This is a genomic window from Ramlibacter tataouinensis, from assembly GCF_027941915.1.
Taxonomy (GTDB): Bacteria; Pseudomonadota; Gammaproteobacteria; order Burkholderiales; family Burkholderiaceae_C; genus Ramlibacter; species Ramlibacter tataouinensis_C.
This window is the reverse complement of record NZ_CP116009.1, coordinates 329,242-350,991: the sequence shown is the minus strand read 5'-3', so window position 1 is coordinate 350,991 and position 21,750 is coordinate 329,242. Positions and strand designations below refer to the sequence as shown.

Here is a 21,750-nt window from a genome sequence, read left to right as displayed (position 1 = left end):
CGAGCAGGACATCGGCGGCGCACCTGGTTTGCCGCCGGAAGAGGGCGCAGCAACTGGCGCAGGCCATTCAGGCGGGCTGAAAAGGCCTGTCATCCGGCTGATTCGCTCGGCGCCTGGCTGCGTGCTGCTCAACACCAGCCGCGGTCCCGCCGCCTGAGGCGGCCGCGCAACGTCATCGAACTGCCGCGCAACTGCCACGACGCAGTCATCCTGCCTTCGCACACTGCAGCCATTCCAGCAGGAGAGGATTGCCGTGAACGAGCTGCCCAGCCCCACCTTGCCGCTGTCGCCGGCTACTTTGCCCAGGGGGTCGCTTCATTGCCCGGATCCGCAGCCGATGGCGGGCCGGCAGGGGGCGATTTCGGTGGGCTGGGCGCGGCACCAGGACGAAGTCCGGCAAGCCCAGCGACTGAGGTTCCGGGTCTTTGCCGGTGAAATGGGGGCCCGGCTGGACACCCGGGAGCCCGGCCATGACGTCGACCTGTTCGACGACTACTGCGAGCACCTGCTGGTGCGGGACGAGGCCAGCGGCGAAGTGGTCGGCACCTACCGCGTGCTGACCCCGGCCCAGGCGCGGCGCATCGGCAGCACCTACAGCGACACCGAGTTCGACCTGACCCGGCTGCGCAGCCTGCGCGAGCGCATGGTCGAACTGGGCCGCAGCTGCGTGCATCCCGAGCACCGCCATGGCGGCGTGATCATGGCCTTGTGGGGTGCTCTGGCCGAATTCATGGTGCGCAACAAGCTGGACACCATGGTGGGCTGCGCCAGCATCCCGATGCTGCACAACGGCGTGGTCAGCGGCGACGTGGCGGCCAGCATCTGGAACCAGCTGCGCCAGACCCACCTGGCACCGATCGAATACCACGTGCGCCCGCGCCTGCCGCTGCCGGTCGAGCGCCTGGACGGCAGCCTGCCGGTGGACCCGCCGGCCCTGATCCGCGGTTACCTGCGCCTGGGCGCCAAGGTGCTGGGGCCGCCGGCCTGGGATCCCGACTTCAACTGCGCCGACCTGCCGATGCTGATGCGCATCGCCGACCTGCCGGCGCGCTACCGCAAGCACTTCCTGGGCAACTGAAAGCCGCCATGCGCACCGTCTTCGATGCCCTCGGTCCCATGGCTGCCGGGGGACTCGCCGGCGGTGCCGGCGAACCGTTCGCCGCCGCCCGGCCCGGGCGGCCGCCGCTGCGCGCCGTCTTCGTCTCCGACATCCACCTCGGCACCGCCGGCTGCCAGGCGGCGGCGCTGCTGGATTTCCTCAGGCACCACCCCAGCGAGTACCTGTACCTGGTGGGCGACATCGTCGACGGCTGGCAGTTGCGCCGGCGCTGGTTCTGGCCGCAGGCCCACAACGACGTGGTGCAGAAGGTGCTGCGGCGCGCCCGCAAGGGCTGCCGGGTGGTGTTCGTTCCGGGCAACCACGACGAGTTCGCGCGCCAGTTCGCCGGCCATGGCTTCGGCGGCATCCAGGTCGAGCTGGAAGCGGTGCACGTCACTGCCGACGGCCGCCGGCTGTGGGTGCTGCACGGCGATGCCTTCGACGGCGTGATCCAGTGCGCGCGCTGGCTGGCCGTGGTGGGCGATCGGCTGTACGAGCTGTCGCTGCGGATCAACCGCCACCTGAACCGGCTGCGCGCCTGCCTGGGGCTGCCCTACTGGTCGCTGTCGGCCTGGCTCAAGGGCCGGGTGAAGAAGGCCGTCAGCTACGTCACCAGCTTCGAGGAAGCGGTCGCCCACGAGGCGCGCCGGCGCGGCCACGACGGCGTGGTCTGCGGCCACATCCACCGCGCCGAGATGCGCGACATCGGCGGCCTGCTGTACTGCAACGACGGCGACTGGGTCGAGAGCCGCACCGCGCTGGTGGAGCACCACGACGGCCGGCTCGAGCTGGTGCACTGGGGCGCCGTCGACCACCCGGTCGCGCAGCGCAGCGCCGTGGCGGAGCCGGCATGAGGATTGCCCTGGTCACCGATGCCTGGCAGCCCCAGGTCAACGGCGTGGTCACCACGCTGGTGGAACTGGTCCGCCACCTGACCGCGGCCCACCACGAGGTGCTGGTGGTCGAGCCGGGCCAGTTCCGCACCCGGCCGTGCCCGGGCTATCCCGGCATCGACCTGGCGGTGGCGCCGGGCCGGGCGCTGGCCAGCCGGCTCGACGTGTTCCGCCCGGACGCGATCCACCTGGCGACCGAGGGACCGCTGGGCTGGGCCGGGCGCCGCTACTGCCTGCAGCGCGGGCTGGCCTTCACCACCGCGTTCCACACCAAGTTCCCGGAGATCGCGAATGCCGCGCTGCGCGTGCCGGTGTCCTGGGGTTACGCGCTGATGCGGCACTTCCACGCGCCGTCGTCCGGCGTGATGGTGCCCACCCGCAGCGTGCTGCAGATGCTGCAGCAGCGTGGCTTCGCCAACCTCCGGGCCTGGACGCACGGCGTGGACACCGACCTGTTCGCGTTCGAGCCGATGCCGCGGCCGCACCCGGCCCTCGGCCAGCTGGCGCGGCCGGTGGCGCTGTTCGTCGGCCGCATCTCCTACGAGAAGAACATCGAGGCCTTCCTGCGGCTCGACTTCCCGGGCACCAAGGTGGTCTGCGGTGTCGGCCCGGTGGCGCAACGGCTCAAGGAGCGCTTCGGCAACGTGCGCTGGCTCGGCCTGCTGCCGCGCAGCGAGCTGGCGCGCGTCTACGCGGCGGCCGACCTGTTCGTGTTCCCCAGCCACGCCGACACCTTCGGCCTGGTGATGGTGGAGGCGATGGCGACCGGCACACCCGTGGCCGCCTTCCCGGTGGATGGCCCGCTGGAGGTGCTGGGGCGCCGAACCCCGGACGGGGCCCGCGCCATGGGCGGCGCCATGCACCAGGACCTGCAGCAGGCTTGCTTCGAGGCGATGGCCGTGCCCCGGCGCGAGGCACGCGCGCGCGCCCTGGACTTCAGCTGGCAGCACGCCGCGCAGCTGTTCGCCGGGTTCCTGGTGCCGGTGCGCACGGACCGCGAGGCGCCGCTGGGCCGTTCGTCGGCCACGGCCCCGGGGGACTGACCGGGCCGCGACGCGCCAAGGCGTGGCCGCACGGATGAGATAATGGGTGTCCTGCGGGAGAGCGGGGCTGCATGCCCCCGCCGAAGGCGCAAACTCCCATCATCGCTCAGGCAAAAGGACCGCAGGCTCGATTTCGCCGACTGGAGAGTGGCCGTCACGGCCCACCGAAGGGGCAGGTTGCCCGCGCAACCGAAACTCTCAGGTTCAAGGGACAGGGGGAGAGGCGCAGCAGGTCTTCGCGTCCGCGTGGCGCGCGTGGCCGCGTCCACCGTGGGAGTCCCCTTGCTCAGCATCGTCTACCTTGTCGCCATCGCTGCCGAGGCGACCTCCGGCGCGCTCGCCGCCGGCCGCCGCCGCATGGACGTCTTCGGCGTCAGCGTGATTGCCTTCGTCACCGCCCTGGGCGGCGGCACCTTGCGGGACATCGTGCTGGGGCGCTTCCCGATCGGCTGGACGCAGCATCCCGGCCACGTCTACCTGGTGCTCGGCGCCGGCCTGCTGACGGTGCTGGTGGCCAGCCACCTGCACCACGTGCGGCGCCTGTTCCTGGTACTCGATGCCATGGGCCTGGTGGCCTTTTCCCTGATCGGCAGTGACGTCGCGCTGCGCATGGGGTATCCGCTACCAGTGGTGGTGATGGCCGGCATGATGACCGGCATCTTCGGCGGCGTGCTGCGCGACGTCCTGTGCAACCAGGTACCGATCGTCTTCCGGCAGGAGCTCTACGCCGTGGTGTCGCTGGCGGTGTGCCTGCTGTTCCTGCTGCTGCGCGAACTGGGGGTGCCGCCCGACTGGAACACCGCCGTCAGCTTCGCCGCCGGCCTGGCGCTGCGGTTGCTGGCGATCTGGCGCGGCTGGCGCCTGCCGACGTTCTCGCATCGCGCGGCCTGGGACTGAAGCCATGCCGCCGCAGGATGCGTCCCCTTCATCCTCCAGCGCGCGTCGCGCGATGCTGCGCTTCGCGATCGGCCTGGTGATCGGTTTGGCGGCCGCCGGCCTGGCGGGCGGGGCCTTCGTGGTGAACCGCCTGTGGCAGGAACTGCCCGCGGTGGACCACCTGGCCGACTACCAGCCCCGGCTGCCTCTGCGCATCCATGCGCGTGACGGCACGCTGCTGGCCGAGTTCGGCGAGGAGCGGCGCGAGTTCGTGGCGATCGACGAAATCCCCATGCAGTTGCGGCAGGCGCTGCTGGCGATCGAGGACAGCGCCTTCTACGAACACCGTGGCGTGGACTACGCGGGTCTGGCCCGCGCCGCCTGGGCCAACGTCGCGGCCGGCGGACACGCGCAAGGCGGCAGCACCATCACCATGCAGGTGGCGCGCCTGTTCTTCCTCAGCGCGGAGAAGACCTACCGGCGCAAGATCATGGAGATCCTGCTCGCCTACAAGCTCGAGAGGGCCTACGACAAGGACAAGCTCCTCGAGCTGTACATGAACCAGGCCTACCTGGGCCAGCGCGCCTATGGCTTTGCTGCTGCCGCGTCCGTCTATTTCGACAAGCCGCTGCAGGAGCTCACGCTGGCCGAGGCGGCGATGCTGGCGGGCCTGCCCAAGGCGCCTTCCGCCTACAACCCGGTCGCCAACCGGGAGCGCGCCGTCGTGCGCCAGCACCACATCCTGTCGCGCCTGCAGGCGCTCGGCTGGATCGACCGGGCCGCCTACGAGCAGGCCCGGGCGGAGCCGCTGGTGCTGCGCGACGGACCCGGCGTCGGCGAGTTCGCCGCCGGCCATCCCGTCGAACAGGCTCGCCAGATGGTGGTCGAGCGCTTCGGCGAGGAGGCCTACACCCGTGGCCTGGACGTGACGCTCAGCATCGACGTGCAGCAGCAGCGCGCCGCCATGGGCGCCCTGCGCGAGGGCCTGCTGCGGGCGCAGGCGCAGCGCGGCTACGCCGGTCCCGAGGGTCGGCTGCCGCTGCCGCTGCCCACCGGGCCGGCCCTGCGCCGGGCACTGGCCGCTTATGGCGACAGCGATACGTTGCGGGTGGCGGTGGTCCGCGCGGTGACGGGGGCGGGCATCGATGCGGTGCTGCGCGACGGCACGGCGCTGATGCTCGCTCGCGCCGAACTGCCGTCCTGGGCCGTGGCGGCACTGCGCCCGCAGGCGGGTGCGCGCACGCGAATCGAGGCCGGCTCGGTGATCCGGGTCGAGGCGCAGGGTCCGCGCTGGCGGCTGCGGCAATTGCCTCGCCTGGAAGGCGCGCTGGTCACGCTCGACGCCGGCAGTGGCGAGATCCTGGCCCTGGCCGGCGGCTTCGACGCACGAAGGGGCCAGTACGATCACGCCGTGCAGGCGCTGCGCCAGCCGGGCTCCACCTTCAAGCCCTTCGTGTACTCGGCCGCCCTGGAAAAGGGCTTCTTCCCCGGCACGCTGCTGGCCGACGCGCAACGCGAGGTGACGCCGGCGGCGCGCGGCCGCAAGGCCTGGACGCCGCGCAACTACGGGCACCAGTACGACGGCGTGACCTCGGCGCGCCGCGCGCTGGTGCGCTCGAAGAACGTGGCCACCGTGAACCTGATGGAGGCGATCGGCGCCCGCCACGTCCAGGCTTTCGCGGCCCGCTTCGGCTTCGACCCGAGCCTCAACCCCGCGGAGCTGCCGCTCGCCCTCGGCGCGGGCGCCATCAGCCCACTCGGGCTGGCCGGTGCCTACGCGGTGTTTGCCAACGGCGGCCAGCGGGTGGCGCCACGCCTGGTGCTGCGGGTGGCCGAGCGCGATGGCCCGGTGCTCTACCAGGCCGGCGAGCCGGTGCGCGAGCGCGCCATCTCGCGGCGCAACGCCTACGTGATGGACAACCTGCTGCGCGACGTGGTGCGCCAGGGCACCGGGCGCGGGGCGCTGGCGATCGGGCGCGAGGACGTCGCGGGCAAGACCGGCACTTCGAACGATGCACGCGACGTCTGGTTCGCCGGCTACTCGTCGGGCTTGTCCACGGTGGTCTGGATGGGGTACGACCAGCCCCGCAGCCTGGGCCGAGCCACCGGCGGCACCCTGGCGTTGCCGGTGTGGTCGCACTACATGAAGGGCGCGGTCGCCGGCCGCACGGCGATGACGCCGACGATGCCGCAGGACCTGGCGTCGTTCGGCGGCGACTTCGTGTATCCGGAGTACCTGGGCGAGGCCTGCGTCGAGGACGTCTTTCCCCACGTCGCGCTCCCGCTCGCCTGCCCGGGCTGAGCCGGTCTTCCCGGCTGGGGTGTCATCAAGCCGTCATCCGGAAAGTGAACACTGGTCGCGAGCCCGTCAAGCTTGACCCTCCATGAAGCCGGCAAAGGCCCCGCAGCAAGGCGAAACGATCCCGTTCCTCGACCGCGACCACAGCATTCTCGCCTTCAACGAGCGCGTGCTCGACTGGGCGCGCCGGCGCGACGTGCCGCTTCTCGAGCGCCTGCGCTACCTGTGCATCGTTTCGTCCAACCTCGACGAATTCTTCGAGGTGCGCGCTGCACCGCACCTGGCGGCGGTGGTCAAGGGCGAAACCAAGGGCAGCTACACGGCCGCCGGCGCCGAGGCGCTGGCCGCGGCGGCGCACCAGCTGGTGGACCAGCAGTACGCGCTGTTCAACGACGAACTCACGCCGGCCTTCGCCGCCGAGGGCATTGCCATCGTTTCGCACGGCGACCGCACGTCCGCCCAGCGGCGCTGGGTCGAGGAGTACTTCGCACGCGAGGTGCGGCCGCTGCTGGTGCCGGTGGGGCTGGATCCGGCCCACCCGTTCCCGCAGGTGGCCAACAAGTCGCTCAATTTCATCGTCGAGCTGGGCGGCGCCGACGCCTTCGGGCGCGAGAACGCGATCGCCATCGTCAAGGTGCCGCGCGTGCTGCCGCGCCTGATCCGCATGCCGGCCAAGGTGGCCGGGCGCAAGGCGCTGTTCGTCTCGCTGTCCAGCGTGATCCGCGCGCACCTGCAGGACCTGTTCCCCGGCCGCCAGGTCGGATCCTTCTCGCAGTTCCGCGTGACGCGCCATTCGGACCTGGCGGTCGACGAGGACGACGTCCTGAACCTGCGCACGGCCCTGCGCCTGGGGCTGCAGCACCGGCACTACGGCCAGGCCGTGCGGCTGGAGGTCTCGGCGGGTTGCGCGGAGCCGCTGGCCAGCTTCCTGCTTCAGCAGTTCGCCCTGCCGCCGGCCGCGCTGTACCGGGTGCACGGGCCGGTCAACCTGGTGCGTCTGCAGCAGTTGATCGACCTGGTGGAAGCGCCGCAGCTGCTGTTCGCGCCGTACCGCGCCAGCTACCCGGCCGGGCTGCTGCCCGGCCAGTCGATCTTCGCGCAACTGCGCCGGCGCGACGTGCTGATCCACCAGCCGTTCGAGAGCTTCGAGGGCGTGGTCGCGTTCCTGCGCGAGGCGGTCGAGGACCCGGCGGTGCTGGCCATCAAGCAGACCATCTACCGCACCGGCTCCGACTCCGTGCTGATCGACCTGCTGCGCGAGGCGGTGCGCCGCGGCAAGGAGGTGACGGCGGTGGTGGAGCTCAAGGCCCGCTTCGACGAGGAGGCCAACATCAACTGGGCCGACCAGCTCGAGTCGGTCGGCGCCCAGGTGGTCTATGGGGTGGTGGGCCTGAAGACCCACGCCAAGATGATGCTGGTGACGCGCCGCGAAGGCCGCCAGCTGGTGCGCTACGCCCACCTGTCCACCGGTAACTACAACGCCCGCACGGCGCGCCTGTACACCGACCTGAGCCACCTCACGGCCAACCCGCAGCTCACGGCCGATGTCGATGCCATCTTCGTGCACCTGGCCAGCCAGACGCGGCTGCCGCGGCTGAACCAGGCGCTGATCGCGCCGTTCCAGCTGCAGCGCCGCATGGTCGAGCGCATCGATGCGCTGGCCGCGGCGGCGGCGGCCGGCCAGGAGGCGCGCATCGTGCTGAAGATGAACGCGCTGACCGACGAGCCCATGATCCGGGCCCTGGTCCGCGCAGGCCGCGCCGGCGTGCGCATCGACCTGATCGTGCGCGGGGCCTGCATGCTGCCGCCGCGCCTGCCCGGCCGCACCGACAACATCCGGGTGCGCTCGATCATCGGGCGCTTCCTGGAGCACTCGCGCGTGTTCTATTTCCGCGCCGGCCGCCAGGAGGAGCTGTTCCTGTCCAGCGCCGACTGGATGAACCGCAACATGCTGCGCCGGATCGAACTGGCCTGGCCGGTGACCGAGCCGGCGCTGCTGCGGCGCATCGTCGACGAGTGCCTGGTCGCCTACCTGCACGACGACCGCGATGCCTGGGACCTGATGGAGGACGGCCGCTACCGGCGCGCCAGGGGCGCCGTCCAGCCCAAGGGCCATGGTGCGCAGGCGGCGCTGATGGCCCGCCACGGCGCGCGCGAACCGGTGGTCGAGGAGGCGCTGTGGACCTGATCCTGTGGCGGCATGCCGAAGCGGAGGACCCGCACGACGGCCTGGACGACCTGGACCGGGCGCTCACGGCGCGCGGCGAGAAGCAGGCCGCCCGCGCGGCCGCCTGGCTGGACCGCCTGCTGCCCGATGGCGCCCGGATCCTGAGCAGCCCGGCGCGGCGCTGCGAGCAGACCGCGCTGGCGCTGGGGCGCAAGTACAAGCTGCGGCCGGAGCTGGTGCCGGGTACCACCGTCGAGCAGTTGCTGGATGCGGCGCAGTGGCCGGTGGCGCGGCAGCCGGTGCTGCTGGTGGGGCACCAGCCGGTGCTGGGCGAAACGCTGGCGCACCTGCTCGGCATCGCCGGCGGCCACTGCCCGGTGCGCAAGGGCGCGGCCTGGTGGATCCGCACGCGCGAGCGGGCCGGCGACAGCCAGACCGTGGTGCTGGCGGTCCATTCGCCGGAGCTCGGTTGAAGCCGGGCTCCGCAACGGCTGCGCCGGCTCAGGCCAGCTGAAGGCTCCAGGCCGTCTTGTGCCAGGCCACGGCTTCCTCGCGCAGCAGGTGGGCCGACTGCGGGAAGGTGCGGACCCAGTCGGGCCGCAGCGACAGGACGAACGTCGCCGGGCCCGCCGCGTGCAGCGACACCCCCTGCAGGTCCGGCTTGCGCCTGGCGTGGCACAGGATCACGGCCAGCCGCAGGCACAACAGCTGCTGCACGAAGAGGGCATCGCCCAGTTCCGTGTCGAGCTTGCGCAGCTTGCCGCGATGGCCCAGCACCAGCAGGCCCAGCCGGTGCAACTCGTGCCGGGCGAAGCCGGGCGCCTCGGCGTTGTCGAGGATGTAGGCGCCGTGCTTGTGGTAGTCGCTGTGCGAGATCCGGCAGCCGATCTCGTGCAGCATGGCGGCCCAGCGCAGCTTGCGCTCGTCGCGCTCCGGCTCTGCGGACGTGCCGCCGCCGGCGCGCAACTGCCGCAGCAGCAGCACCGCCGTGTCGCCGACCCGCTGCGCCTGCACCGCATCGACCGCGAAGGCTGCGGCCATGCGTTGCACGGTGGCGGAGCGCACGTCGCCGCTGGCCTGGTCGCGGTCGAGCAGGTCGTAGAGCACGCCGTGGCGCAGGGCGCCCGCCGCCGGCTGCAGGCTGTCGATGCCGAGCAGGTCGAACACCGCCAGCAGCACCGACAGCCCGCCGCCGATCACCGGCCGCCGGTCGTCCTTCAGCGCGGCCAGGCGCACGCGGCTCGCGGTGCGCGCCGCCAGCAGCTGCTCGAGCAGCCACTGCAGGTCCTTGCGCGAGATGCCGGGGCCGCGGCCCGCCGCTTCCAGGAGGGCGCCGACGGCGCCGATGGTGCCGGACGAGCCGTAGGCCAGGTCCCAGTGCTCGCGGTCGTAGCGGCCCGCGGCCTCCTCGAAGACGGCCTGGGCCGCCACCCCGGCGCGCGCGAAGGCGGCCTCGGTGAATTCGCCGTGCGGGAAGTAGCGCATCGACCAGGACACGCTGCCCACCCGGAAGCTGCTGGTGGCCCGGGCCTCGTATTGCCGGCCCACGATCAGCTCGGTGGAGCGGCCGCCGATGTCCACCACCAGCCGCCGCTCCTCCGACTGCGGCAGCAGGTGCGCGACGCCCTGGTAGATCAGCCGGGCCTCCTCGCCGCCGGAAACCACGTCGATCGGGAAACCCAGCACGCGATGGGCGCGCGCCAGGAATTCGTCGCGGTTGCGCGCCTCGCGCAGGGTCTGGGTGGCGACGGCGCGCACCTGCCGGCGGGGGAAGCCCGCCAGCCGCTCGGCGAAGCGGGCCAGGCAATCCAGCCCGGCCTGCATGGCGGCCGGCGTCAGGTTGCGCGCCTCGTCCAGGCCGGCGCCCTGGCGCACCGTCTCCTTCAGGTATTCGACCCGCTGGATCTGTCCGTGGTCGTGGCGGCCGATCTCCAGCCGGTAGCTGTTGGAGCCGAGATCGACCGCGGCCAGGAGGGTTCCGTTCTGCATGGGCGAAGCAGCATACCAATCGGCGCCGCCCGCGCGCGGCGTCAGCCGACGACCCGTCCGTCCTGCGTCAGCATGCTCTGCGTGACGAAGCGGCCGCTGCGCCGCCGGGCATCGAAGCTCACCCGGAAGCCGCCGACGTCGAGGGTGCCGCGCCGCTGGAAGGCGGCCAGCGCGCTGGCCCGGGTGAGGGCGCCGTCGATGTCCGCGAGCACCTCGTAGGTGTAGCGGGCGGCGATGAAGCCGGCGAGCGACAGCGGCGCCGGCGGCTCGTCGAACAGCCGGGCCAGGGTGTCGCGGTAGGCGCGCACCACCGGCAGGCTGGCGGTCACGATCGGCACGGCCTGGGTGGCGATCACCGGCGTGCTGCGGGCCCCGCCCATCTGCTTGACGGTCTGCAGGTTCACGTCGGCCAGCGCCACCAGGTAGCGCTGGCGCTGCTGCCGCTCGAGGCCGCGGGTGAACTGCACCAGCTCCGGCGTGCCGCCGACGAACAGCAGGATGGCCGGGGTGCCGGGCGTCAGGCGCTGCCCCAGGCGCGCCAGGTCGCCTTCGGCCACGAAGCTCTGCAGCCGCAGCTGGAGGGCGGCGGCCGTGCGCTCGACGTCGGTCCGGTAGAGCAGGTGGTCGGCGGGCGACCCGTAGACGGCGCCGATGTCCCGGATGCCAACCTCGGTCAAGGTCTTCAGTGCATGGCCGATCTGCTCCTGGCGGGCGGCGAAGATCGGAAAGGTCTGCTCGTCCACCTCGATGCTGGAGTTCTGCAGCCAGGGGGCGGCATGGGCGATGGCGAACGGCTCGCGCTGCAGTTGGCCGGCCACTTCGGCCGCCAGCGGATCGCCGGCGGTGCCCGACAGGACCACGCAGCTGGGGTCCTCGCGCAGGGTGCCCAGCACGCTGCGCACGCTGGCGGCGGAACCGTCGACCTCCAGGTTCAGGTGGTTGACCGGCCGGCCGCGCACCCCGCCCCGGGCGTTGATCTCCTGCCAGGCGGCGCGCGAGCCGATCAGGAAGTCCTTGGCGACGTCCTGCTGCGACGGCGAGGCATCGAAGATCTGGGCCACCGTGATGGGCTTGCCGGCGGCCGCGCGGCCGGGCTGGGCCAGGGCGAACGGCGCGATGCCGGCCGCGGCGGTGGACAGGAGCAGCGCCCGGCGGCGCAGCGCGACGGGCTCGCGCGAAGTCATGGGGGAATCCTTCGATTGTGTGGAAATGCAACCGAGCTTAGGGAGCCCCCGTGACGCAATCGTGACCGCAGCGTGACGTGCGCCCGCAAGCCGGCCCAGCCTTCCTGCACTTGGCGTGACGCCGGCCGGGGCCCTGTCACAGGGCTGTCACGCAAGCTTCTTAAATTGCCGTTCGGTTTCATCCAAGACCACAGGAATATCCGAATGAACAACCGCTTCCGCACGGCCGCCATCGGCCTGGTTTCCTTCTCCCTGGCCGGCCTGGCTGCCGCGCAGGACGTCACCGGCGCCGGCGCCAGCTTCCCGGCGCCGCTGTACGCCACGTGGGCCTCCGACTACCAGAAGGCGGCCGGTGCCCGCATCAACTACCAGTCGGTCGGCTCCGGCGCCGGCATGCGCCAGATCGAGGCCAAGACGGTGGACTTCGGCGCCTCCGATGCGCCGCTGAAGGACGAGGAGCTCCAGAAGAAGGGCCTGGTCCAGTTCCCGATGGTGATCGGCGGCGTGGTGCCGGTGGTCAACATCAAGGGCATCGCTCCCGGCCAGCTGCGCCTGAACGGCCAGGTGCTGGGCGACATCTACCTGGGCAAGATCAGCAACTGGAGCGACCCGGCGATCAAGGCGCTGAACCCGTCGCTGAGCCTGCCGGATGCCGCGATCGCGCCGGTGCGCCGCGCGGACGGTTCCGGCACCACCTTCGGCTTCACCAACTACCTGTCGAAGGTCAACGCCGAGTGGAAGGCCAAGGTGGGCGAGGGCACGGCCGTGAACTGGCCGACCGGCGCCGGCGGCAAGGGCAACGAGGGCGTCGCCGCCTTCGTGGGCCGCCTGCCGAACTCGATCGGCTACGTCGAGTACGCCTATGTCAAGCAGAACAAGATGACGTACGCGCAGCTGCAGAACGCCGCCGGCCAGTTCGTGAGCCCCGATGCCGACGCCTTCGCGGCCGCTTCCGCCGGTGCCGACTGGTCCAAGAGCTTCTACCAGATCCTGACCAACCAGCCGGGCGCGAAGTCGTGGCCGATCTCCAGCGCGACCTTCATCATGATGCACAAGGCGCAGGACAAGCCGGCGCAGGCTGCGGCCGCGCTGAAGTTCTTCGACTGGGCCTACAAGAACGGCGACAAGACCGCCGACGACCTCGACTACGTGCCGATGCCCGCCTCGGTGAAGGATCAGGTGCGCAAGCTCTGGGCCGCCGAGATCAAGGACGCCTCGGGCAAGCCCGTCGTCGCCAAGTAAGCTGGCAGTCAAGGGGCGGCGCGCGTGTCTTCTACACTTCCGGCCCATGAAGGCAGCCTCGAAGTACCCCGCGCGCCGCAGCGCGCGCGGGCCAGCCACATGAAGCCGCCCAGCCGGCGTCTCACCGGCGCCTGGGCGGACCGCGTGTTCGGCTGGGCCGCCCGAGCCGCCGCCATCACCACCCTGGGGCTGTTGCTGGCCATCCTCGCCTCGCTGGTCGTCGGCGCATGGCCGGCCATCGAGCGCTACGGCCTGGGCTTTCTCACCAGCACCACCTGGGATCCCGTCACCAACGAGTACGGCGGCCTGGTGATGATCTACGGCACCGTCGCCACCTCGCTGATCGCGCTGGTGATCGCGGTGCCGGTGAGCTTCGGCATCGCGCTGTTCCTGACCGAGCTGTCGCCGGCCTGGCTCAAGCGCCCGCTCGGCACCGCGATCGAACTGCTGGCCGCGGTGCCCTCCATCGTCTATGGCATGTGGGGCCTGCTGGTGTTCGGCCCGATCCTCGCCACCTGGGTGCAGCAGCCGCTGCAGAAGCTGCTGTCGGGCGTGCCCTACCTGGGCGCGCTGGTGTCGGGGCCGCCGGTCGGCATCGGCATCCTGTCGGCCGGGATCATCCTGGCCATCATGATCATTCCCTTCATCACGGCCGTGATGCGCGACGTGTTCGACGTCACGCCGCCGATGCTGAAGGAATCGGCCTATGCGCTGGGCTCGACGACCTGGGAGGTCGTCTCGCGCGTGGTGCTGCCCTACACCAAGGCCGGCGTCATCGGCGGCATCATGCTGGGGCTCGGCCGTGCGCTGGGCGAGACCATGGCGGTCACCTTCGTCATCGGCAACTTCAACCAGCTCGACTCGCTGTCGCTGTTCCAGCCGGCCAACAGCATCACCTCGGCCCTGGCCAACGAGTTCGCCGAGGCGGCCGGCGGGCTGCACCAGGCGGCCCTGATCTACCTGGGCCTGGTGCTGTTCTTCATCACCTTCGTGGTGCTGTCGCTGTCCAAGCTGCTGCTGATGCAGCTGCGCAAGGGCGAGGGAGCGCGCTCATGAGCGATACCGGAACCGGCGCCCGGCTGATTGCCCGGGCCGACGCCGCCGCCCTGCGCGAGCGGCGCTACGCGGCCCGCAAGCGGGTCAACCAGGTGGCCCTGGCGCTGTCGCTGGCAGCCATGGCCTTCGGCGTGTTCTGGCTGCTGTGGATCCTGTGGGAGACGGTGCGGCTGGGCGTGGCCGGGCTGGCCTGGTCGACCCTGACGCAGATGACGCCGCCGCCGAACGAACCCGGCGGCCTGGCCAACGCGCTGTACGGCTCCTTCCTGATGGTGACGGCGGCCACCTTCATCGCCACGCCGATCGGCATCCTGGCCGGCGTGTACCTGGCCGAGTACGACCCGCAGGGCTGGCTCGGCTCCTCGACCCGGTTCGTCAACGACACCCTGCTGTCGGCGCCCTCCATCGTGATCGGCCTGTTCATCTACGCGGTGGTGGTGGCGCGCTTCAGGCACTTCTCCGGCTGGGCCGGCGCGCTGGCGCTGGCGCTGATCGTGATCCCGGTGGTGATCCGCACCACCGAGAACATGCTGCTGCTGGTGCCCTCCGGCCTGCGCGAGGCGGCCTATGCGCTGGGCGCGCCCAAGTGGAAGGTGATCACCTCGATCACCCTGCGCGCGGCGCGTGCCGGCGTGGTGACGGGCGTGCTGCTGGCGGTGGCGCGCATCTCCGGCGAGACCGCGCCGCTGCTGTTCACCGCGCTGAACAACCAGTTCTGGACCTCCGACATGGGCCAGCCCATGGCCAGCCTGCCGGTGACCATCTTCAAGTTCGCGATGAGCCCCTACGAGAACTGGCAGCAGCTGGCCTGGGCCGCCGTGTTCCTGATCACCGCTGCCGTGCTGGGCCTCAACATCCTGGCGCGCGTGCTGACGCGCAACAAGGCCTGATTCCATGAAATCCCTGCACAAGCCCGCCCCCAAGATCGCGGTGAAGGACCTGAACTTCTATTACGGCAAGTTCCACGCCCTGAAGGGCATCAACCTGGAAATCCCGGAGAAGAAGGTCACCGCCTTCATCGGCCCCTCGGGCTGCGGCAAGTCGACGCTGCTGCGCACCTTCAACCGCATGTACGAGCTGTACCCCGACCAGCGCGCCGAGGGCCAGATCGTGCTCGATGGCGAGGACCTGCTGGCCTCGAAGAAGGACGTGGCGCTGATCCGCGCCCGCGTCGGCATGGTGTTCCAGAAGCCGACGCCGTTCCCGATGTCGATCTACGACAACATCGCCTTCGGCGTGCGCCTGTTCGAGAGCCTGAACGCGACCGACATGGACGAGCGGGTCGAATGGGCGCTGCGCAAGGCGGCGCTGTGGAACGAGGTGCGCGACAAGCTCGGCCAGAGCGGCTCCGGCCTGTCGGGCGGCCAGCAGCAGCGCCTGTGCATCGCCCGCGGCATCGCCATCAAGCCCGAGGTGCTGCTGCTCGACGAACCTTGCTCGGCGCTGGACCCGATCTCCACCGCCCGCATCGAGGAGCTGATCGCCGAGCTCAAGGACGAGTACACGGTGGTGATCGTCACCCACAACATGCAGCAGGCGGCCCGCGTGAGCGACTACACCGCCTACATGTACCTGGGCGACCTGGTGGAGATGGGCGAGACCGAGCAGATCTTCTTCAAGCCCGGGCGCAAGGAAACCGAGGACTACATCACCGGCCGGTTCGGCTGAGGAAGGGGAGCAGCACCATGCCCGACAAGCATCTTTCCACCCAGTTCGACAGCGACCTGAACGGCGCCTCCTCGCGCGTGATGGAGCTGGGCGGGCTGGTCGAATCGCAGATCCGGCAGGCGGTCTATGCACTGTCGCAGTTCAACGCCGAGGCGGCCCTGCAGGTGCTGGACACCGAGCAGCGCGTCAACGCGATGGAGCTGGACATCGACCGCGAGCTGTCGTCCATCATCGCCCGCCGCCAGCCGACCGCGCGCGACCTGCGCCTGCTGATGGCGATCTCCAGGATCACGGCCAACCTCGAGCGGGTGGGCGACGAGGCGGCCAAGATCGCACGCATGGTGCGCTCGATCATCGACAGCGGCTCGGCGCGCCTGCTGCCGGCCTCGGAGCTGCGGGTCGCGGCCGACCTGGCGTCGGAGCTGCTGCGGCGCGCGCTGGACGCCTTCGCGCGACTGGACACCGACGCCGCGCTGTCCATCCTCAAGGCCGACGACCAGATCGACCACGAGTTCGACGGCTTCGTGCGCAAGCTCATCACCTACATGATGGAAGACCCGCGCACCATCTCGCCCAGCCTGGACCTGCTGTTCCTGGCCAAGGCGCTGGAGCGCATCGGCGACCACGCCAAGAACATCGGCGAGTCCATCATCTACGTGGTCAAGGGGGCCGACGTCCGCCACGCGTCCATGGCCGAAGTCGAGTCCGCGCTGCGGCAGGAAGGCCGATGAAGCAGTCCCCGCGTGTCCTGCTGGTGGAAGACGAGCCCGCCATCGCCGAGCTGGTGACGGTGAACCTGCGCCACGGCGGCTTCGAGCCGGTGTGGGCCGCCGATGGCGACGAAGCGCAGCGCGAGCTCGATGCCGTGCTGCCCGACGCCATCCTGCTCGACTGGATGCTGCCCGGCCAGAGCGGCCTGGCGCTGGCGCGCAAGTGGCGCGCCGCCGAGCGCACCCGCGGCGTCCCGATCCTGATGCTCACGGCGCGCGGCGACGAGCCGGACAAGGTGGCCGGGCTGGATGCCGGCGCCGACGACTACATCACCAAGCCGTTCTCCACCCAGGAGATGCTGGCGCGCATCCGCGCCGTGTTGCGGCGCCGCGCGCCCGAGCAGGACAGCAGCGCGGTGCAGGTCGGCGAGCTGTCGCTGGACCCGCAGGCGCACCGGGCGCGCTGGCGCGGCGAGCCGGTCAAGCTGGGGCCGACCGAGTTCAAGCTGCTCAACTACCTGATGCACCACCCGGAGCGCGTGCACAGCCGCTCGCAGCTGCTCGACAAGGTCTGGGGCGACCATGTATTCATCGAGGAGCGCACGGTCGACGTCCATGTCAAGCGGCTGCGCGAGGCGCTCGGCCCGGCCGGCCTGATGGTGGAGACCGTGCGGGGGGCGGGCTACCGCTTCACCGCCCAGCCGGAAGCGGCAGCGCGCAACCACTGAATCGGCATCCATGCCGGACCGCATCGTTGCGTTCGTGTTCTGCCAGCTGCTCGGCGCGGCGCTGGGGGGCTGGCTGGCCGGCGAGCGCGGCGCTTTCGGCGGTGCGCTGGCGGGGGCCCTGGCCTGGTTCGTGGTCGATCTCGTGCGGGGCTGGCGCGTGCTGCGCTGGCTGCGTGGCGGCGCCGAAGACGAGCCGCCGGCCGCCGGCGGGCCGTGGGGCGAGACCGCCGACCGCATCCGGCGCGCCCTGCGCCTGCGCGAGCGCGCTTCCGAGGAAGCCGGCGCGCGGCTGCAGGCCTTCCTGGCGGCGATCCAGGCCTCGCCCAACGGCGTCGTCCTGCTGGATGCCCAGGGGCGCATCGAATGGTGCAACCAGACCGCGGCGGCCCAACTCGGCATCGATCCGGAGCGCGACCTGCTGCAGCACGTGGGCAACCTGTTGCGCGACCCCGCTTTCGCCGACTACAACGCGGCCGGCGCCTACTACCGCGACGTCGTCATCACCGGCCGCGACAGCTCGCCCGGGCGGCCGGTGCGGCTGTCGCTGCAACTGCACCCCTACGGCGAGGGACGCAAGCTGCTGCTGTCGCGCGACGTCACGGCGGTCGAGCAGGCCGACACCATGCGGCGCGACTTCGTCGCCAACGTCTCGCACGAGGTGCGCACGCCGCTAACAGTGCTGGCCGGCTTCATCGAGACGCTGCAGCAGCTGCCGCTGGACGAGGCCGACCGCGCCCGCTACCTGACGTTGATGTCGCAGCAGGCCCATCGCATGCAGTCGCTGGTGAACGACCTGCTGACGCTGTCGCGGCTGGAAGGCAGCCCTTCGCCGGGCGTGTCGGAGTGGACCGCGGCCGGCGCGCTGCTGGCGCAGTGCGAGCAGGACGCGCGCTCGCTGTCGGCGGTGCTGGGCAAGGATTCGCACGAGTTCGTGTTCGAGTCGCCGGCCGGGCTGGAAGTGGGCGGCGCCTCTCCGGAGCTGCTCAGCGCCATGTCCAACCTGGCCAGCAACGCGGTGCGCTACACGCCGGTGGGCGGCCGCATCGAGGCGCGCTGGCGCCTGCTGCCGGACGGGCGGGCCGAGTTCTCGGTGCGCGACACCGGCCCGGGCATCCCGCCCGAGCACCTGCCGCGCCTGACCGAGCGGTTCTACCGCGTCGACCGCAGCCGCTCGCGCGAGACCGGTGGCACCGGGCTGGGGCTGGCCATCGTCAAGCACGTGGCGCAGCGCCATGGCGCGGAGCTGCGCATCGACAGCCAGCCGGGGGCCGGCTCCACGTTCGCCATCGTGCTGCCGGCGGCGCGCGCCCGGATGCTCACGCCGCCGCCGCCGGGCGGTGCGAGCGCACCACGCGCCAGAGCAACGCCGTGAACACGGCGGCGGTGAGCGCCAGCGCCACACCGCCGGCGCCCCAGAACGCCGCCGGCGTGTGCAGGGGCGGCCACGGCCCCAGGCCGCGGTAGGCCAGCAGGTAGCCGCCGCCCAGGCCGACGCCCCACAGCAGCACGCAATAGACCACCAGCGGGCGGGTCGCCACGCCGAAGCTGCGCAGCAGGAACACGCACAGCGCCTGCATCGCATCGGCGACGTGGTACAGGGCCACCCACAGCAGCAGCCCGGCGGCCCCTTGCACCACCTGCGGGTTGTCGCCGGCATACAGGCGCGCCAGGCCATGGCGCCCGAGCACGAGGATGGCGGCGCTGATGCACGCCAGCAGCAGCGTGATGCGCAGGCCGGTGCGCAGGGCCTCGCGCGCGCGCCGGTCGTCGCCGGCGCCCAGCCAGTAGCTGACCCGGGCGCTGCAGGCCAGGCCGAGCGACAGCGGCACCATGTAGAGCACCGCGGTGAGGTTGCTGGCGATCTGGTGGCTGGCCGCGGCCACCGTGCCTTGGCGGGCGATGAACAGCGCCATCAGCGTGAACGAGGTCACCTCCACCATCACCGCCAGCGCGGTCGGCACGCCCAGCCGGGCGAACGCGCGCAGGGTCTTCCAGTCGGGCCGCTCGATGGCGCGCCAGATCCGGTACGGCGCGTACAGCGAATGGGTGCGCAGCGCCCAGCCGGCCAGCGCCACCAGCAGCCAGTTGACGATCACCGTCGCCCAGGCGCAGCCGGCCAGGCCCATCGCCGGCACGCCGAGCCCGCCGAAGGTCAGCCAGATCGACAGCGGCACCTTCACCACCAGCGAGGCGGCCTGCAGCCAGGTCACCATCACCGGCCGGCCCAGCGCCTGGTTGAGGGTGGAATAGGCGCGGAACAGCAGGGCCGCCGGCAGCGACAGCGCCAGCACGGCCAGGTAGTCCAGCACCTGCTGCTCCAGGTGCGGAGGCACCTCGGCCCAGCGCAGCAGCGGGTCGGGGAACAGCAGCGCCCCCATGCCCACGACCATGCCGGCCCCGCACAGCCACACCGCCTGCCGCACCGAGCGGCCGACCTCGGGGCCGCGCCGGCGGCCGCGCAGCTCGGCCCAGACCGGCAGCTGCGCCTGCACCATCGCCTGCAGGGCGACAAAGATGCTGATGTAGACCGCCGAGCCGACCGACAGCGTGGCCAGCGCCTCGGGCGCGTAGCGGCCGGCGATCAGTGTGTCGGCCACCCCGAAGGCCATGGTGGCGAGCTGCCCGACCAGCACGGTGCCCGCGTGGCGGGCGATGGTGCCGCGCTCGGACATCAGCCGCCCCGCGACTGGCGCTCGTAGAGCAGGACGTTGTCCTTGGGGTCGGTGGGGCGGCGCACGGTGGCGGCGAGGCGCCACTGCTTCATGTCCAGGGCCATGCCCGCGGCAGGCTGGTCGTCCGAGCCCATGATCAGCCAGGCGCACTGCGGTTGGGTGGCGGCCGGCCTGACGTCCAGCTTGCCGTGGTAGCGCAGGGCCGCGACCTGCCCGCGGTTGAGGCCGTAGACCTCGGTGCAGCCGCGATGGTCCATGGCCTGCGTCACGCCGCGCACCACCGCGGTGTAGCTGCGGGCGTAGTCGAGCACCGGCAGCCACAGCGTCATCAGCAGCAGCCAGCACAGGGCGGCGCCGCCGGCCGGCAGCACCAGGCTCTTCCAGAGGGCGGCGCGATGCCGGCCGGCGCGCCAGCGCACCAGCCAGCCCCAGGCGAGGGTGCCGGCGAGCGCGGCGATGAAGGCCAGCAGCGAGAAGGTCGGCTCGAAGCCCGAGGCCAGCCGGGCCACGTTGGCCGCCGGCTTGGCCGGCACCCCGGTGTGCAGCGAGATCCACACCACCCAGATCACCACGGCGCAGCCGGTGAAGAACAGCAGGGTGAACCAGTCGATCAGGGCGGCGACGCTGCGGCGCAGCGTCGGCAGCGCGAACACCGCCAGCGTCGCCAGCGCCGGCAGGCCCAGCAGCAGCGAGCGGTCGGACGAATGCGTCAGCAGCGTGGAGCCGATCGCCACCAGCGCGAACCACAGCGGCAGGGCCACGTGGCGCGCGGTGAGCTGGCGGCGCCAGCGCCACACCGTCCAGGCCGCCAGCGGACCGGCCGGCCAGGTGAACCAGAGCAGCAGGCGCGCCGCCGGATGCCAGTCGCGGTTGTCCGCCGCCGGGATGCGCCAGCGCCACAGGTCGAGCGCGCCGGCCAGCCAGGCCGTCGCCAGCGTGCTGGCCACCAGCAGCCCGGCCCACAGCCAGCGGCGGCGGCGCTGGCGCTCGTCGTCCGGCGGATCCATCAGCGTGAACAGCGCGCTGCCGGCGCCGAGCAGCACCGCCGTGCTCGGCGCGCCGCTCAGGGCCAGGCCCGCCAGGCCGAGGACGATGGCCAGCAGCGGAGTCGCCGTGCGGTAGGGCAGGGCCGCGGCGCCGAAGAAGGCCAGCGCGCTGAAACCGAGCTGGGCCAGCGCCGGCGTCGTCTCGTGCGAGAGCTGCGCCAGCCCGAGGCAGGCGATCAGCGCCAGCAGGCCGCCGTCGGCGATGGCGCGTGCGTAGTCCTTGGGCTGGGCCTCGCCGCCGAAGGCGAAGGGCACCGGCTGCGCGCGTGGGGTGCGCGCCAGGAAGTAGACCGCGTACCAGGTGGCCGCCAGCGTGAGCGCCAGCAGGGCGGCGAACGGCAGCCGCGCGGCGAAGTCCGCCGGCAGCCAGGAAAACAGCCGGATCGCCCAGGCCCCCAGCCAGTAGGGCAGCAGCGCGTCGAACTCGGGGGGCTGGCCCAGCAGCGTGGGCGCCAGCCAGTCGGTGCGGCCGGCCGCGAGCTCCAGCATGTAGCCGAAGGCGGCGACGTCGGCGTTCTTCCAGGGGTCGCGGCCGACGAAGCCGGGCACGACGTAGGCGGCGCAGAACAGCAGCAGCGCGAGCCGCGGCAACCGTCGGACGGCGCTCTGGGCGACGATCGCGGGGGTCGGCTGGTTCACGCGGGCGAGTGTGCCATGTGTGCCGTTCAGGCAGGCAGCAAAAAGGGCAGCGCGGTCACCCGGGCTGCCCTCGGTGCGGCGGGCGGCGGCTGCTTACTTGGCGGCCGTCTTGCCGAAGCGGTTGCGGAAGCGCTCGACCCGGCCGCCCATGTTGTCGACCGACTTCTGCGTGCCGGTGTAGAACGGGTGCGACTCGCTGGAGGTGTCCAGCTTGAACAGCGGCAGCTCGCGGCCGTCGTCGGTCTTGCCCATTTCCTTCGTGTTCACGCACGAGCGCGTGACGAACTTGAAGCCGTTGGACAGGTCCACGAAGAGCACTTCGCGGTAGTTGGGGTGGATGCCTTCTTTGGCCATGGCGGATTCCTTCCAGGTCGGTGCGGGAGCCGGTCCAGCCAGTCTGGGCTACTTTCCGCAAAGCACGCGATTATAGCGGGCGGGT

General features: G+C 71.6%; 19 protein-coding genes and 1 riboswitch. Of the genes, 14 read left to right on the top strand and 5 right to left on the bottom strand.

The window, feature by feature from the left end; genetic code table 11:
- Positions 1–253 precede the first annotated feature (253 nt).
- From PE066_RS01540 to PE066_RS01510, 7 genes are all read left to right on the top strand, one after another.
- A complete protein-coding gene (locus PE066_RS01540; protein ID WP_271234807.1) occupies positions 254–1,078 on the top strand; it encodes a GNAT family N-acetyltransferase in 825 nt (274 codons plus the stop codon).
- Positions 1,079–1,086: 8 nt separating this feature from the next.
- Positions 1,087–1,953: a UDP-2,3-diacylglucosamine diphosphatase gene (locus PE066_RS01535; protein ID WP_271234806.1), complete on the top strand. Its 867-nt coding sequence runs from the start codon at positions 1,087–1,089 to the stop codon at positions 1,951–1,953.
- Complete coding sequence (locus PE066_RS01530) at positions 1,950–3,035, top strand: glycosyltransferase family 4 protein (protein ID WP_271234805.1); 1,086 nt, start codon at positions 1,950–1,952, stop codon at positions 3,033–3,035. Before PE066_RS01535 ends, PE066_RS01530 begins: the two co-directional genes overlap by 4 nt.
- A gap of 44 nt (positions 3,036–3,079) precedes the next feature.
- Positions 3,080–3,167, top strand: a riboswitch (glycine riboswitch).
- Between the two features lie 150 nt (positions 3,168–3,317).
- The gene (locus PE066_RS01525; protein WP_271234804.1) at positions 3,318–3,932 is read left to right on the top strand and encodes a trimeric intracellular cation channel family protein; all 615 of its coding nucleotides are present in this window, start codon (positions 3,318–3,320) and stop codon (positions 3,930–3,932) included.
- Between the two features lie 4 nt (positions 3,933–3,936).
- Entirely contained in the window at positions 3,937–6,213 is a 2,277-nt protein-coding gene (locus tag PE066_RS01520) for a penicillin-binding protein 1A (RefSeq protein WP_271234803.1), read from the top strand.
- Positions 6,214–6,295: 82 nt separating this feature from the next.
- Complete coding sequence (gene ppk1, locus PE066_RS01515; protein WP_271234802.1) at positions 6,296–8,398, top strand: polyphosphate kinase 1; 2,103 nt, start codon at positions 6,296–6,298, stop codon at positions 8,396–8,398.
- Entirely contained in the window at positions 8,389–8,850 is a 462-nt protein-coding gene (locus PE066_RS01510; RefSeq protein WP_271234801.1) for a SixA phosphatase family protein, read from the top strand. The genes ppk1 and PE066_RS01510 overlap by 10 nt, the downstream gene beginning before the upstream one ends.
- 28 nt (positions 8,851–8,878) lie before the next feature.
- Here the strand turns inward: PE066_RS01510 and PE066_RS01505 are convergent, their stop codons facing one another.
- Both PE066_RS01505 and PE066_RS01500 read right to left on the bottom strand, forming a co-directional pair.
- Positions 8,879–10,366: a Ppx/GppA phosphatase family protein gene (locus PE066_RS01505; protein ID WP_271234800.1), complete on the bottom strand. Its 1,488-nt coding sequence runs from the start codon at positions 10,364–10,366 to the stop codon at positions 8,879–8,881.
- A gap of 41 nt (positions 10,367–10,407) precedes the next feature.
- On the bottom strand, positions 10,408–11,550 hold the full coding sequence (locus PE066_RS01500) for an ABC transporter substrate-binding protein (RefSeq protein ID WP_271234799.1): 1,143 nt from the start codon (positions 11,548–11,550) through the stop codon (positions 10,408–10,410).
- A gap of 204 nt (positions 11,551–11,754) precedes the next feature.
- Between PE066_RS01500 and pstS the strand changes: the two genes are divergently transcribed.
- From pstS to phoR, 7 genes are all read left to right on the top strand, one after another.
- The gene (gene pstS / locus PE066_RS01495; protein ID WP_271234798.1) at positions 11,755–12,792 is read left to right on the top strand and encodes a phosphate ABC transporter substrate-binding protein PstS; all 1,038 of its coding nucleotides are present in this window, start codon (positions 11,755–11,757) and stop codon (positions 12,790–12,792) included.
- Between the two features lie 99 nt (positions 12,793–12,891).
- Complete coding sequence (gene pstC, locus PE066_RS01490) at positions 12,892–13,848, top strand: phosphate ABC transporter permease subunit PstC (protein ID WP_271234797.1); 957 nt, start codon at positions 12,892–12,894, stop codon at positions 13,846–13,848.
- Positions 13,845–14,738, top strand: a complete 894-nt coding sequence (gene pstA / locus PE066_RS01485; protein WP_271234796.1) for a phosphate ABC transporter permease PstA — start codon at positions 13,845–13,847, stop codon at positions 14,736–14,738. The genes pstC and pstA overlap by 4 nt, the downstream gene beginning before the upstream one ends.
- Before the next feature lie 4 nt (positions 14,739–14,742).
- Complete coding sequence (gene pstB / locus PE066_RS01480; RefSeq protein ID WP_271234795.1) at positions 14,743–15,516, top strand: phosphate ABC transporter ATP-binding protein PstB; 774 nt, start codon at positions 14,743–14,745, stop codon at positions 15,514–15,516.
- A 17-nt stretch (positions 15,517–15,533) separates the two neighbouring features.
- Complete coding sequence (gene phoU / locus PE066_RS01475) at positions 15,534–16,247, top strand: phosphate signaling complex protein PhoU (RefSeq protein WP_271234794.1); 714 nt, start codon at positions 15,534–15,536, stop codon at positions 16,245–16,247.
- Positions 16,244–16,954 carry a phosphate regulon transcriptional regulator PhoB gene (gene phoB, locus PE066_RS01470; protein ID WP_271234793.1) on the top strand — a complete coding sequence of 237 codons (711 nt, stop codon included), beginning with the start codon at positions 16,244–16,246 and terminating at the stop codon, positions 16,952–16,954. Before phoU ends, phoB begins: the two co-directional genes overlap by 4 nt.
- Before the next feature lie 10 nt (positions 16,955–16,964).
- A complete protein-coding gene (phoR, locus tag PE066_RS01465; RefSeq protein WP_271234792.1) occupies positions 16,965–18,326 on the top strand; it encodes a phosphate regulon sensor histidine kinase PhoR in 1,362 nt (453 codons plus the stop codon).
- On the opposite strand, the gene PE066_RS01460 is transcribed toward phoR, so the two are convergent.
- The 3 genes from PE066_RS01460 to PE066_RS01450 form a co-directional block, all read right to left on the bottom strand.
- Positions 18,271–19,626 (bottom strand): MATE family efflux transporter, encoded by a 1,356-nt coding sequence (locus PE066_RS01460; RefSeq protein WP_271234791.1) that lies wholly within the window; start codon positions 19,624–19,626, stop codon positions 18,271–18,273. The two genes, phoR and PE066_RS01460, sit on opposite strands and share 56 nt — an antisense overlap.
- A complete protein-coding gene (locus PE066_RS01455; RefSeq protein ID WP_271234790.1) occupies positions 19,626–21,311 on the bottom strand; it encodes a hypothetical protein in 1,686 nt (561 codons plus the stop codon). Before PE066_RS01455 ends, PE066_RS01460 begins: the two co-directional genes overlap by 1 nt.
- 93 nt (positions 21,312–21,404) lie before the next feature.
- Positions 21,405–21,665, bottom strand: a complete 261-nt coding sequence (locus PE066_RS01450; protein WP_271234789.1) for a type B 50S ribosomal protein L31 — start codon at positions 21,663–21,665, stop codon at positions 21,405–21,407.
- Positions 21,666–21,750: the final 85 nt, after the last annotated feature.

Bases quoted from the DNA above. Each gene is read 5' to 3' on its own strand.
- pstA (WP_271234796.1), top strand. From the start codon at position 13,845: ATGAGCGATACCGGAACCGGCGCCCGGCTGATTGCCCGGGCCGACGCC.
- PE066_RS01520 (WP_271234803.1), top strand. From the start codon at position 3,937: ATGCCGCCGCAGGATGCGTCCCCTTCATCCTCCAGCGCGCGTCGCGCG.
- pstS (WP_271234798.1), top strand. From the start codon at position 11,755: ATGAACAACCGCTTCCGCACGGCCGCCATCGGCCTGGTTTCCTTCTCC.
- PE066_RS01505 (WP_271234800.1), bottom strand. From the start codon at position 10,366: ATGCAGAACGGAACCCTCCTGGCCGCGGTCGATCTCGGCTCCAACAGC.
- phoU (WP_271234794.1), top strand. From the start codon at position 15,534: ATGCCCGACAAGCATCTTTCCACCCAGTTCGACAGCGACCTGAACGGC.
- phoB (WP_271234793.1), top strand. From the start codon at position 16,244: ATGAAGCAGTCCCCGCGTGTCCTGCTGGTGGAAGACGAGCCCGCCATC.
- PE066_RS01460 (WP_271234791.1), bottom strand. From the start codon at position 19,626: ATGTCCGAGCGCGGCACCATCGCCCGCCACGCGGGCACCGTGCTGGTC.
- PE066_RS01535 (WP_271234806.1), top strand. From the start codon at position 1,087: ATGCGCACCGTCTTCGATGCCCTCGGTCCCATGGCTGCCGGGGGACTC.
- PE066_RS01530 (WP_271234805.1), top strand. From the start codon at position 1,950: ATGAGGATTGCCCTGGTCACCGATGCCTGGCAGCCCCAGGTCAACGGC.
- pstC (WP_271234797.1), top strand. From the start codon at position 12,892: ATGAAGCCGCCCAGCCGGCGTCTCACCGGCGCCTGGGCGGACCGCGTG.
- ppk1 (WP_271234802.1), top strand. From the start codon at position 6,296: ATGAAGCCGGCAAAGGCCCCGCAGCAAGGCGAAACGATCCCGTTCCTC.
- PE066_RS01450 (WP_271234789.1), bottom strand. From the start codon at position 21,665: ATGGCCAAAGAAGGCATCCACCCCAACTACCGCGAAGTGCTCTTCGTG.
- phoR (WP_271234792.1), top strand. From the start codon at position 16,965: ATGCCGGACCGCATCGTTGCGTTCGTGTTCTGCCAGCTGCTCGGCGCG.
- PE066_RS01500 (WP_271234799.1), bottom strand. From the start codon at position 11,550: ATGACTTCGCGCGAGCCCGTCGCGCTGCGCCGCCGGGCGCTGCTCCTG.
- pstB (WP_271234795.1), top strand. From the start codon at position 14,743: ATGAAATCCCTGCACAAGCCCGCCCCCAAGATCGCGGTGAAGGACCTG.